At 71.5% G+C, this 12,603-nt stretch carries 9 protein-coding genes; 4 read left to right on the forward strand and 5 right to left on the reverse strand.

Going from position 1 to position 12,603, the window contains the following annotated elements; translation table 11 throughout:
• On the reverse strand, positions 1-761 hold a 761-nt coding region (locus tag VED21_RS03980; protein ID WP_324881017.1), incomplete at its 3' end, for a hypothetical protein.
• A 230-nt stretch (positions 762-991) separates the two neighbouring features.
• On the opposite strand from VED21_RS03980, the gene VED21_RS03985 reads away from it, so the two are divergent.
• The 3 genes from VED21_RS03985 to VED21_RS03995 all read left to right on the forward strand — a co-directional run bounded on the left by VED21_RS03985 (position 992) and on the right by VED21_RS03995 (position 4,224).
• Positions 992-1,516 (forward strand): hypothetical protein, encoded by a 525-nt coding sequence (locus VED21_RS03985; RefSeq protein ID WP_324881018.1) that lies wholly within the window; start codon positions 992-994, stop codon positions 1,514-1,516.
• Positions 1,517-1,619: 103 nt separating this feature from the next.
• Positions 1,620-2,750 carry a glycosyltransferase family 2 protein gene (locus tag VED21_RS03990; RefSeq protein ID WP_324881019.1) on the forward strand — a complete coding sequence of 377 codons (1,131 nt, stop codon included), beginning with the start codon at positions 1,620-1,622 and terminating at the stop codon, positions 2,748-2,750.
• A 10-nt stretch (positions 2,751-2,760) separates the two neighbouring features.
• Complete coding sequence (locus tag VED21_RS03995; protein ID WP_324881020.1) at positions 2,761-4,224, forward strand: family 16 glycosylhydrolase; 1,464 nt, start codon at positions 2,761-2,763, stop codon at positions 4,222-4,224.
• On the opposite strand, the gene VED21_RS04000 is transcribed toward VED21_RS03995, so the two are convergent.
• The 4 genes from VED21_RS04000 to glxR form a co-directional block, all read right to left on the reverse strand.
• Positions 4,221-6,011: a PTS fructose-like transporter subunit IIB gene (locus VED21_RS04000; protein ID WP_324881021.1), complete on the reverse strand. Its 1,791-nt coding sequence runs from the start codon at positions 6,009-6,011 to the stop codon at positions 4,221-4,223. The genes VED21_RS03995 and VED21_RS04000 overlap by 4 nt on opposite strands.
• Before the next feature lie 113 nt (positions 6,012-6,124).
• Positions 6,125-7,108, reverse strand: a complete 984-nt coding sequence (gene pfkB / locus VED21_RS04005) for a 1-phosphofructokinase (protein WP_324881022.1) — start codon at positions 7,106-7,108, stop codon at positions 6,125-6,127.
• Complete coding sequence (gene ptsP, locus VED21_RS04010) at positions 7,105-9,615, reverse strand: phosphoenolpyruvate--protein phosphotransferase (RefSeq protein WP_324881023.1); 2,511 nt, start codon at positions 9,613-9,615, stop codon at positions 7,105-7,107. Before ptsP ends, pfkB begins: the two co-directional genes overlap by 4 nt.
• A gap of 102 nt (positions 9,616-9,717) precedes the next feature.
• On the reverse strand, positions 9,718-10,605 hold the full coding sequence (gene glxR, locus VED21_RS04015; RefSeq protein WP_324881024.1) for a 2-hydroxy-3-oxopropionate reductase: 888 nt from the start codon (positions 10,603-10,605) through the stop codon (positions 9,718-9,720).
• 223 nt (positions 10,606-10,828) lie between these two features.
• Here glxR and gcl point away from each other — a divergent pair, with 223 nt between their 5' ends.
• Complete coding sequence (gene gcl, locus VED21_RS04020) at positions 10,829-12,598, forward strand: glyoxylate carboligase (protein WP_324881026.1); 1,770 nt, start codon at positions 10,829-10,831, stop codon at positions 12,596-12,598.
• The last annotated feature ends 5 nt before the right edge of the window (positions 12,599-12,603 follow it).

Genomic DNA, 12,603 nt, shown 5'->3' on the forward strand with positions numbered 1-12,603 from the left:
ATGCGGTCGAGGTCCAGCCCGGCCACGGCCATCTCGGCGGCGCGCGCGGGGTCGGCCTCAACGGCGTCGCCAGCGGCGGTGAACAGCGTGTGTCCGCGCCCCGGTGCCGCCGCCGCGGCGCCGGGGCCGGCCATGGCGCGGCCGGCCACGCTCCCCAGTGCGAGGGCCCCCAGCGCGAGCGGCGTCGCCACGCACGCACTCATGGCCGCCGGGCGGCGCCGGCGCGCGGCACCGGGGCGCACCCCGGCCGGCGCGTCGGCGACGAAGCGCGTCTCCAGCGTGCGCGACCCCGCGATCAGGCCCAGCGCCAGCAGGCCCCAGGTCCCGCCCCAGGCGAAGGCGATGTTCACGTCGTGCGCCAGGGCCGGCGCCACGGCGGCGGCCAGCACGAGGCAGGCCGGCAGCACCGTCGCCATCATCGCCAGCGCGCGGGCCAGGATGAAGCCGCGCCTTGCCACCCGCGACCGGCGCAGCCGGTGCAGCGCGTTGGCGGTGAACAATGCCCCCAGCAGGGCCACCGCATAGGCCGCGCTGAATTCGAAGGTGAAGGCCAGGGAATGCGACGTCGCCGGCAGGGCGAACGGCAGGGTGACGACCCCGGACAGCAGGATCAGCAGCCCCTCCCGCCAGACCGGCATGCGCCACGCCTGGTCGCGATCACCCGCATGGCCGCCCAGGTCGGGGGAGGCGGCGTCGATGGGAACGGCGATCGGGATGGCGGCGGGGCTGGCCAGCGCCACGGCCCCGACCTGGGGCGGCACGGTACCATAATCATCCGACACGTCCGTGCCCCCGGCCGGAAATGAGGATTGGCTGGTGACCTCTGTCATCGCGACCTTGCCCTCGCCCAGTTTCTTGCCGCGTGTTCTTGGCGTCTCTTTCAGACGCCGGTATTCGGCGCCCGTGTTTTTGTTTTGCCGTGTACGGAGCAACTCAACAGCTTGGGAATGATTTTATTCAACAATCAAAAGTGGTATCATCAGACGCATTGGTGACGAGCGTCGAAAAAATCCGAAAATTTTTAGATATCGGAGACTTTGTTTATAAAAATCGAGATGAAAAGATCTTTGATGATTTGCTATTCAAGCAATTATTCAACCTGCATGCCGTACAATCTTTCAAAGATAACTGGCTTTCAACGATAACTGGCGCAGGAACCGAACCATACGGGGGGTCCTTCGCCGCCGCAAAGCGGGAAAACGAATTACAAACTACCCCTACAGCCACCGTTGCGGCGCGCCGCTGCGTCGAAATGCATGTCGGCCGTGCAGCCTGGACGCTCATTGGGCAACAGCGATGCACGGCCAACCTCTCGCTGGCGACGGCGACTTTCCCGCCGGATGCGTTGATTTTCTTGCACCATTGCCCGTATCCGAAGGTTCATCTACACAGAAGCTGGATAAGGCGACGGTTGTGGCGGCACCGCCGGTGTTACCCTGTCTCGGGTCAGAATCGTTCAAAGAAGAAGCGCGGACTCCGGCCGTTTTTACCGCCTTCGGTACCCCCGTGCGGGTGAGCCCTAACCACACTGAACGTCTTCGGGCGGCGGAACCCGCCCGGTAGGATGAGGGTTCGCCCCGCGACGGGGCCCATCCCCACACAACGAGAGCGCCACGCCCATGCCGGACATCATGCCGGACACCGCCGCCACGGCGCCCACCGAGGACCTGACGCTGTCGGTCGTCATCACCTGCCACAACTACGGCGCCTTCGTCGGCGACGCGATCCGCAGCGCGCTGGCCCTGCGCTGGCCGCGCGTGGAGGTGATCGTGGTGGACGACGGCTCCACCGACGGCTCGCCGGGGATCATCCGCGGCTTCGAACCGGCGGTCCGCCTGATCGAGACGCCGCACGTCGGCCCCAGCGGTGCGTGCAGCGCCGGATTCGCCGCCAGCACCGGCGCCGTCGTCTCCTTCCTGGACGCCGACGACCTGCTGCACCCCGACCTGATGCGGGAGGTGGCGCGCGTCTGGCACGCGGGCGTGTCCAAGGTTCAGTGCCAGATGGCGACCATCGACCGCGACGGCCGGCCGCTGGGCACCGTCTTCCCGCAGTTCCCGCCCGGCCTGACGCCGGAGCGGATCCGCGCCATGCTGCGCACCTCCTATGCCTATCCCACCCCGCCGGGCTCGGCCAACCTCTACGCCCGCTGGTTCCTGGAGCGCGTGATGCCGCATCCGGAGACGCTGGACGGCCTGCGCGTCGGCAACGACACCATGCTGCTGGGCATGGCGGTGATGAGCGGCGACGTGGTCACCATCCCCAAGCCGCTCGTCTTCTACAGGATCCACGGCTCCAACCTGTCGGTCGCCTCCGACCAGGGGGCCAAGGCGCTGGTGCGCCGCATCCGCGTCGATCAGGCCAACCTGAAGCGGCTGCGCGCCAGGGCGCCGGACCTCGGTTTCGACCTGCCGGAAGGGGCGCTGGAGCGCAGCCCGAACCACCTGCAATACCGCATCGCCTGCCACCGCCTGTTCCCCGACGAGCATCCGGTGGCCGGCGACCGCACCGCCGGGCTGCTGGCCCGCATGGCGCGCGCCGTGCTGGCCTTCGACGGCATGTCGGCCAAGGGCAAGGCGGCGATGCTGGTGTGGAGTGCCGGCGTGCTGCTGGGGCCGAAGCCGCTGGCGCGGCGGCTGGTGCGCTGGCGCTTCTCCCCCACGGCGCGCCCGCGCCTGCTGCGCCGCGCCCTGTCCGCCGCCGGCGTGCTGACGCGTCTGGCCCCGCGCGCGGGAGATGCGGCCAAGTGATGGGTTCGCCATGATGGATTTGCCGCCCGACCTTCCTCCCGGCTACGTCCTGACCTTCGCCGAGGAGTTCGATGCCTTCGACTGGAGCGCCGACGGCCACGCGCGCTGGAAGACGAAGTTCTACTTCGACGGCCGCACGCTCAGCCGCAATGGGGAACTGGGCTTCTACTCCGACGCCACGGTCGGCCCCGACCCCTTCCGGCTGGAGAACGGCGCCCTGGTCATCACCGCGAAGCCCGCCGCCGGCCTGCCGCGCGACCTGCCCTACAGCACCGGCCTGATCACCACCGAGATGTCGTTTTCCCAGACCTACGGCTATTTCGAGATGCGCGCCCAGCTTCCCGAAGGCAAGGGGATGTGGCCGTGCTTCTGGCTGCTGCCGACGCACAAGCGTTGGCCGCCGGAGATCGACGTGTTCGAGGTGCACGGCGACAAGCCGCACCGCATCCACGTCAACGCCATCGGCGTCAAGAAATCCGCCAACCCCGGCACCAAGTGGATCGACGTGACCGGCGACGTGACCGACGGCTATCACACCTACGGCGCCCACTGGACGCCGACGGTGGTCAGCTACTACTTCGACGGCCGCAAGATCGCCGAGCTGCCGACGCCGGAGACCATGCACACGCCCATGTACCTGCTGGCGAGCTTGGCGGTCGGCGGCAACTGGCCGGGCAAGCCCGACGCCTCCACCCCCTTCCCGGCCGAGATGCGCATCGACCACATCCGCGCCTACGCCCAACGGCCGAATGCACCGGCCGGCGCGATGGCCGCCGCGGCACCGCGCGAGGCCGCGCCGCGCACCCCCACGCCCGCCGCCTCCCCGCGCGCCGAGCCGGCGCAGCCGCCGCAGCCCTGGACGACCCGCATCCCCGACGACGTGGCCGACGGCACGGCCGGCGACGACTACCTGGGCAGCCGCCACCGCGACACCCGCCCGCGCGCCGGCCACGCCGGCAACGACACCTACAAGGTCACCGACTTCCGCCAGTCGGTGGTCGAGCAGCCGGGCGAGGGCATCGACACGCTGGAGCTGTGGGCGCACACCACCCTGCCGCCGAACGTGGAGAACGCGGTGGTCCGCGCCCGCTACGGCGTCCAGGTGGTGGGCAACGGGTTGAGCAATACATTGCGCGGTGGGCCGGGCGACGACCTGCTGGACGGGCGCGGCGGCGACGACGTGCTGACCGGCGGCCCCGGCCGCGACGTGTTCTGGATCCGCGCCGGCCGCGGCCGCGACACCGTCACCGACTTCAAGCCCGGCGCGGAGCCGGACAGCGACGTGCTGGAACTGGCCGGCTACGGCCTCAGCGACCTCGCGGCGGTGAAGGCGGCGATGCGCCAGCGCGGCCCGGACGTGGTGCTGACCTTCGACAACGGCGAGACGCTGACGCTGCAGGGCACGGACGCAACGAAGATCGTGCCCGAGAACGTGCGCATCGTGCCGGTAACACCGGCCGTGGCTGCGCGTTAGGCGCGCTTCGCGTCCAGGGCCGCCACCCCCGCCTCCACCGTCTCGACCGGGCGCTTCAGCACGACCAGCGCCAGCGTCGTCACCAGCGTGCCGGCCAGGATCGCCAGGACGTAGCCGCCCAGCGGCGTCACCGCGTTGGGGATCGCCAGCACGAAGACGCCGCCGTGCGGCGCCCGCAGCCCGCAGCCGAACCACATGGACAGCGCCCCCGCCACGGCCGAGCCGGCGATGCACGCCGGGATGACGCGCAACGGGTCCTTCGCCGCGAACGGAATGGCGCCCTCGGTGATGAAGGCCAACCCCAGCACGCCCGCCGCCTTGCCCGCCTCCTGCTCCTGCACGGTGAAGCGGTTCTTCGCCACCATGGTGGCAAGCGCCAGCCCAAGCGGCGGCGTCATGCCCGCCGCCATGACGGCGGCCATCGGCGTGAAGGTGTTCGACGCCAGCAGGCCGACCGCGAAGGTGTAGGCCGCCTTGTTGACCGGCCCGCCCATGTCCAGCGCCATCATGCCGCCCAGCAGCAGGCCCAGCGCCACGGCGTTCGCCCCGGTCATGCTCTGCAGGAACCCGGTCAGCCCGGCCATGATCGCCGCCACCGGCGTGCCGATCACGTAGACCATCATCAAGCCCACCACCAGCGTCGCCAGCAGCGGGATGATCAGCACCGGCTTCAGCCCCTCCAGGTTCACCGGCAGGCGGATGGTGTCGCGCAGCCAGCGCGCGACGTAGCCGGCCAGGAACCCGGCGACGATGCCGCCCAGGAACCCCGCCCCGATCTTCGCCGCCAGCATGCCGCCGATGAAGCCCGGCGCCAGCCCCGGCCGGTCGGCGATCGAATAGGCGATGTAGCCGGCCAGCACCGGCACCATCAGCCCGAACGCCGCCTCGCCCCCGATCTGCATCAACGCGGCCGGCAGCGTTCCCGGCTCCTTGAACGCCTCGATGCCGAAGACGAAGGACAGGGCGATGATCAGCCCGCCCGCCACCACGAAGGGCAGCATGAAGGACACGCCGGTCAGCAGGTGCTTGTAGGGACCCGACGACTCCCCCTTCTGCTGCGCCTTGGCCCGCGCCACCTCCTGCGCGAAACCGGGGCCGCCGGCCGCCGGGGGCGGCAGGGCCAGCGCGTCATCCACCACGCGCCCGGCGTGCTTCAGCGCGTCGCCGACGGAAGTCTTCAGCACCCGCTTGCCGGTAAAACGCTCGGTGGTGACGTGCGTGTCGGCGCCGATGATCACCGCGTCGGCCTCGGCGATCTCCTCCGCCGTCAGGGCGTTCTTGGCGCCGACGGAGCCCTGCGTCTCCACCTTGATGCGGTAGCCCTTGGCCTGCGCGGCCTGCTTCAGCGCCTCGGCGGCCATGAAGGTGTGGGCGATGCCGGTCGGGCACGCCGTGATGGCGACCAGCAGGCCGGAAGCGCCGGAGGCGGACGTGGGTGCGGCCGGCGGCGGTGCGGCGGCGGGCGCTTCCTTCACCGGCTGGTGGACGTGCGCCAGCGCCTCGTTCAGCACCGTCTCCGTCTCGCGGATGGCGCGGGCGGTGGTGGTGCGCACCACCGGCTTGCCGGCGAAGCGCGCCTCGTCCACCGCGATGTCGGCGGCCACGACGACCGCGTCGGCGGCGGCGATGTCGGCGGCGTCCAGCGGCGCGCCCGGCCCTTCGGCGCCCTGCGTCTCCACCGCGATGCTGTGCCCCTTCAGCGCGGCGGTGCGGCGCAGCGCCTCGGCCGCCATGACGGTGTGGGCGATGCCCGTGGGGCAGGCGGTGACCGCCACCAGTCTTGCCATGTCGAACCCCTCCGACGCACGTGAAGCTCCGTAGGTTGGGTTGAGCCGCAGGCGAAAACCCAACACCCGGCGCCATGCGGACACGTTGGGTTTTCGCTGGCGCTCAACCCAACCTACGACGTTCCGAATCCCTGGAGCTCCTCCACCCGCACGGCCGCCATCAGCTCGGCGATGCGGTCGGGGGGCGGCAGCTCCGGACCCAGGCGGGCCAGCGTGCCGGCGGCGAACGCGGTGCCACGCCGGGCGCAGGCCTCCAGGTCGCCGCCCTCCAGCCGGGCCGCCAGCACCCCCGCCACCATGGCGTCGCCCGCCCCCACCGTGCTGGCCACCGTCACCGGCGGCGGCACGGCCAGCAGGGCGCGCCCGCCCTCCACGAACACCGCCCCGTCCGCACCCATGGACACCACGGCCAGCGTGATTCCCGTGCCGCACAGTTCCCGCGCCGCGGCCACGACCTCCTCACGCGTGGACAGCGGGCGGCCCAGCAGGTCGGACAGCTCGTGCACATTGGGCTTGATCATATCCGGCCGGGCCGCCACCGCGTGGCGCAGCGGCGCGCCGCTGGCGTCCACCGCCACGAACGCGCCGCGCGCCCGCAGGTGCGCCGTCAGTTCCGCATAGGCCGTCTCCGGCACCCCCGCCGGCACGCTACCGGCCAGCACGAAGGTGCCGTTGCTTGCGGCCAGCCCATCCACCGCGGCCAGCAGTGCGCGCCAGCTCTCCGCCCGCACCTCCAGCCCCGGCAGGTTGATGTCGGTGACGGAGCGGCCTTCGCGGTCCACCACCTTCACGTTGACGCGGCTGCTGCCGGGCACGCGCAGGCAATGGTCGTGGATGTGGCGGCGGCGGAACAGCGCCTCGAAGACGCCCACGTTGTCCTCGCCCAGGAAGCCCGTCGCCGTCACCGGGACGGGGCCGCCCCCAGGAAAACAGGACGCAAGGAAGGCCGCGACGTTGATGCCCTTGCCGCCGGCCGTGCGCGTCTCCGCCACCGCGCGGTTGACCGCCCCAGCGGTGAAGCCCGGCACGTCCAGCGTCTGGTCGACCGCCGGGTTGAGCGTGACCGTGACGATACCCGTCTTCGGGGCGCCCTTCATGCCGCACCTCCGCCGAAGCGCTCGCGCACCAGCGCGCGCACCGCGCCCGCGTCGGCGCAGTCCAGCGCCGCCTTCGCCGCACTCTCCGCCTCGGCCATCGATATGGTGCGCAGCCGCGCCTTCACCGCCGGCACACTGGGAATGGCGACGCTCAGCTCCGTCAGGCCCAGCCCGGCCAGCAGCACGGCCCCCGCCGGGTCGCCGGCGATGCCGCCGCAGGCCCCCACCCACACGCCGGCCGCGCGCGCCGCCGCCACCGTGCGCTCCACCATGCGCAGCACCGCAGGGTGCAGCCCGTCGGCCTGCGGCGCCAGCACCGGGTGCAGCCGGTCCATGGCCAGCACGTACTGCGTCAGATCGTTGGTGCCGATGGAGAAGAAGGACACCTCCCGCGCCAGTTGGTCGGCCATCATGACGGCGGACGGCACCTCGATCATCACGCCCACCTCGACCGGATCGGCGCCCACCTCCCGCCGCACCTCCTCGGTGATCGCCTTGGCCTTCGCCAGTTCGGCGGGGGTGGCGATCATCGGGTACATGATGCGCACCGGCCCCTCGGCGGATGCCCGCAGCATGGCGCGCAGCTGCGTGCGGAACAGGTCTTCCCGCTCGAAGCACAGGCGGATGCCGCGCACGCCCAGGAACGGGTTCTCCTCGGCCGGCATGCGCAGGTAGGGGACGTTCTTGTCGCCGCCGATGTCCAGCGTGCGCAGGATGATGGGCAGCCCGTTCATCGCCCGCACCATGGTGCGGTAGGCCTCGAACTGCTCCTCCTCGGTGGGCGGGAACTCGCGCTGGAGGAACAGGAATTCCGTGCGCATCAGGCCGATGCCCTCCGCCCCCGCTTCCACCGCCTTGGCGGCGGCCAGCGGGTCGGAGATATTGGCGGCCACCTCCACCCGCCGCCCGTCGGTGGTGATCGCCGGCTTGTAGCGGTCGAGGTGCTCCGCGTCGCGCCGTTCCTTCACCGCCACGCGGGCGGCGGCGGCGCGGGCACGGTCGCGCTCCGACGGGCCGGCCACCAGCACGCCGTCGTCGCCGTTGATGATGGCCTCCCGCCCATTCTCCAGGTCCAGCACCGCCGGCCCGGCCGCCACCACGGCGGGGATGTCCAGCGAGCGCGCGATGATCGCCGTGTGCGAGGTCGCCCCGCCACCCGCCGTGCACAGCCCCAGCACCATGGCGGGGTCGAGCTTCGCGGTGTCCGACGGCTCCAGGTCTTCGGCCAGCAGGATCACCGGGTGGTCGGGCAGCACGGCCGTGCTTCCCGTGGCGTCGGCCAGCAGGCGCAGCACGCGGCGGCCCACGTCGCGCAGGTCGGCGGCGCGCCCGGCCAGCAGCGGGTCGGCCAGCTGCGCCAGCATGCCGGCGCGGTCCTCGTACACCGCCCGCCACGCCCAGCCCGCACTCTTCCCCCCGTCGATGCCGGCGTGGGCGTCGGCCACCATCTCCGGGTCGTCCAGCAGTTCCAGGTGCGCCTTGAAGATGGCGGCCTTGGCCGCACCGGCCTTCTTCCAGAACTCCTCATGCAGGTTGCGCAGGTCGGCGGCGGCCCCGGCCAGCGCCTGGTCCAGGCGGCGGTGCTGCACGGCGGGATCGGCCGCCGTCTCCGCAACCGTCAGTTCCTCGCGCTGGAACTTCCACACGGTGCCGACGGACACGCCGGGCGAGGCCGAGATGCCGGCGATCACCGCGCCGTCGTAGTCCAGGTCCACCGGCACCGCCGCGGCGGGCGCCGGGGCGGGCGGCGGCGGGGTGCCGGCCACCGCCGGCTCGTCCAGCCCGTCGGCGAAGGCGGCGCCGATGGCGACCAGCGCGGCCTCCGCATCCTCCCCCGCGGCCGTGACGGTCAGCGGCTGCCCGCCCGACACGCCGAGGCGCAGCAGGGAGACGAGGCTCTTGGCGTTGCCCACGCCGTCGCCGTGCCGCACGGCGATCTCCGCGCGGAAGCGCTTCGCCACCGCGACCAGCGCCGTGGCCGGCCGGGCGTGCAGCCCGTGCGGCGACGGTGCCGTGACGTCGATGGACACTCCCCCATCCGGTAAGGACACCGGCGCCGACACCGGGGCGGCGGCCCCCTCCGCGCCGTTCAGCACGGCCATCACGGCGCGGGGATCGGTGGTGCGGCCCAGCCGCTCCGCCTCCTCCGGGTTGCCCAGCACGCCGGTCAGGCGCTGGAGCACGGCGATGTGCTCGTCCGACTTGGCGGCGATGCCGACCACGAGGCGGGCGGGCTCGCCCCCGCCCCAGTCGACGCCGCCCGGAAACTGCACGACCACCACGCCGGTCCGGCGCACGAGGTGGCGCGCCTCCGGCAACCCGTGCGGGATGGCGATGCCGCTGCCCAGGTAGGTGGCGGCGACGCGCTCGCGCCCCAGCATGCTGTCGACGTAGCCCGGCTCGATCAGGCCGCTCTCGACCATGGTCTGCCCGGCGAGGCGGATCGCCTCCTCCTTGCTGGCCGCCGAGAACCCGAGACGCACCTGCGCTTGCGTGAGCTGGAGCATCGGCCGTCCTCCCCCTGCGGAATCCCGGCGCCCCAGGAGGGGGCGGCGCCGGGTTCCCTTATCCGCAGGTGTAACGCCCCATGCCCCGGGGCGTTCCGGCCGTCACTCCTTCTGGCCGATCTCGAAGTTGGCGAGCGTCTCCAGCGCGCGGACCATGGCGGAATGGTCCCACGCCTTGCCGCCGCGCGCCGCGCAGGCGTTGAACAGCTCCTGCGCCGTCGCCGTGTTGGGCAGCGCCACGCCCAGCGACCGCGCCGTGCTCAAGGCAAGGTTCAAGTCCTTCTGGTGCAGCTCGATGCGGAAGCCGGGGTCGAAGGTGCGCTTCACCATGCGCTCCCCGTGCACCTCCAGGATGCGCGACGACGCGAAGCCGCCCATCAGCGCCTGCCGCACCTTGGCCGGATCCGCGCCGGCCTTGGATGCCAGCAGCAGCGCCTCGCCCACCGCCTCGATGGTCAGCGCCACGATGATCTGGTTGGCGACCTTGGTGGTCTGCCCGTCGCCGTTGCCGCCGACCAGCGTGATGTTCTTGCCCATCAGCTCGAACAGCGGCTTCACCACCGCGAACGCCGCCTCCGGCCCGCCGACCATGATGGTGAGCGACGCCGCCTTCGCCCCCACCTCGCCGCCCGACACCGGCGCGTCCAGGTAGGCGCAGCCCAGGTCGTTGATGCGCCGGGCGAACTCCTTGGTGGCGACGGGGGAGATGGAACTCATGTCCACCACGATCTTGCCGGCGTTCAACCCCTCCGCCACGCCGTCGGGGCCGAATAGGGCGGCCTCCACGTGCGGCGTGTCGGGCACCATGGTGATGACCACGTCGGCCGCCTGCGCCACGGCCCGGCCGCTTTGGCAGGCGGTGGCCCCGGCGTCCAGCAGGTCCTGCGGCAGGGGGGCGAGGTCGTGCAGGAACAGCGTGTGCCCGGCGGCGATCAGGTGCCCGGCCATCGGCCGTCCCATGATGCCCAGCCCGATGAATCCGATCTTCATGGCGTCTCTCCCCGTGCTCGCGGTTTGGACGGGCAGCGTGGGCGCAACCGCCGGCCCCGGACAACGCGCGGGGGCCCGCTTTTCCACGATGCGGGAAAGTGCGGCCCCGAAGCGCCGCCGCCTTCCACCATGTGGAAACAAAAGGAAAAGCGGTGGCCGCCCGCTCCAGCCCGCGCCCAGTGTCACGGGACGCTGGCGAAACGCCATCCAGGGAGGTTCGACCATGGCAAGGATGACAGCGATCGAGGCGGCGGTCCACGTCCTGGAGAAGGAGGGCGTCACGGTCTGCTTCGGTGTGCCGGGTGCCGCCATCAATCCCTTCTATGCGGCGCTCTTCCGCCGCGGCACCATCGGCCACGTCCTGGCCCGCCACGTCGAGGGCGCCTCCCACATGGCGGAGGGGTACACCCGTGCGCGGGCCGGCAACATCGGCGTGTGCGTCGGCACCTCCGGCCCGGCGGGCACGGACATGATCACCGGCCTCTACTCCGCCTGGGCCGATTCCATTCCCATCCTGTGCCTGACCGGGCAGGCGCCCCGCGCGCGCCTCTACAAGGAGGATTTCCAGGCGGTGGACATCGAATCCATCGCCAAGCCGGTCACCAAGTGGGCCGTCACCGTGCGCGAGCCAGGGCAGGTCCCCTACACCGTGGCTCAGGCGTTCCAGACCATGCGCTCCGGCCGGCCGGGGCCGGTGCTGATCGACCTGCCGCTCGACGTGCAGACGGCGGAGATCGAGTTCGACCCCGACACCTACCACCCCCTGCCCGTCTACAAGCCGCGCGCGACCCGCGCCCAGGCGGAGAAGGCGCTGGCCATGCTGAACGCGGCCGAACGGCCGCTGATCGTGGCCGGCGGCGGCATCATCAACGCCGACGCGTGCGAGCGGCTGGTCGAGTTCGCCGAGTTGACCGGCGTTCCCGTGATCCCGACCCTGATGGGCTGGGGCGCCATCCCGGACGACCACCCGCTGATGGCCGGCATGGCCGGGCTGCAGACCGCGCACCGCTACGGCAACGCCACGCTGCTGCAATCGGACTTCGTGCTGGGCATCGGCAACCGCTGGGCCAACCGGCACACGGGATCGGTCGACGTCTACACGCGCGGGCGCACCTTCGTGCACGTGGACATCGAACCCACGCAGATCGGCCGCGTCTTCATGCCCGACTACGGCATCGTGTCGGACGCCGCCGCCGCACTGGACCTCTTTCTCTCGGTCGCCGAGGAATGGAAGACAGCCGGCACGCTGAAGGACCGCAGCGCCTGGGCCGCCGACTGCGCGAGGCGCAAGCGCACCATGCTGCGCCGCACCGACTTCGACGCCACGCCCATCAAGCCGCAGCGCGTCTATGAGGAGATGAACCGCGCCTTCGGTCCCGACACCTGCTACGTCAGCACCATCGGCCTGTCGCAGATCGCGGGTGCCCAGTTCCTGCACGTCTACAAGCCGCGCCACTGGATCAACTGCGGTCAGGCCGGGCCGCTGGGCTGGACGCTGCCGGCGGCGCTGGGCGTGCGCGTCGCCGATCCCAGGCGCCCCATCGTGGCGCTGTCCGGCGACTACGACTTCCAGTTCCTGATCGAGGAACTGGCGGTGGGCGCGCAGTTCAAGCTGCCCTACGTGCACGTGCTGGTGAACAACGCCTACCTCGGCCTGATCCGGCAGGCGCAGCGCGCCTTCCAGATGGACTTCCAGGTCCAGCTGGCGTTCGAGAACATCAACGCGCCGCACACGGCCGGCTACGGCGTCGACCACGTGGCGGTGGCGGAGGGCTTCGGCTGCAAGGCGATCCGCGTCACCGACCCCGACCGGCTGGCATCCGCCTTCGCCGACGCCCAGGCGATGGCGCAGCAGCATCAGGTGCCCGTGGTGGTGGAGGTGATCCTGGAGCGCGTCACCAACATCGCCATGGGCCCGGAGATCGACGCGGTGACCGAGTTCGAGGAGGTGCTGGACCTGCCCGAACCGGCGCTGGATCCGGTCCACGTCTGACATTT

It is taken from the genome of Azospirillum sp. (assembly GCF_035627195.1).
GTDB lineage: Bacteria > Pseudomonadota > Alphaproteobacteria > Azospirillales > Azospirillaceae > Azospirillum.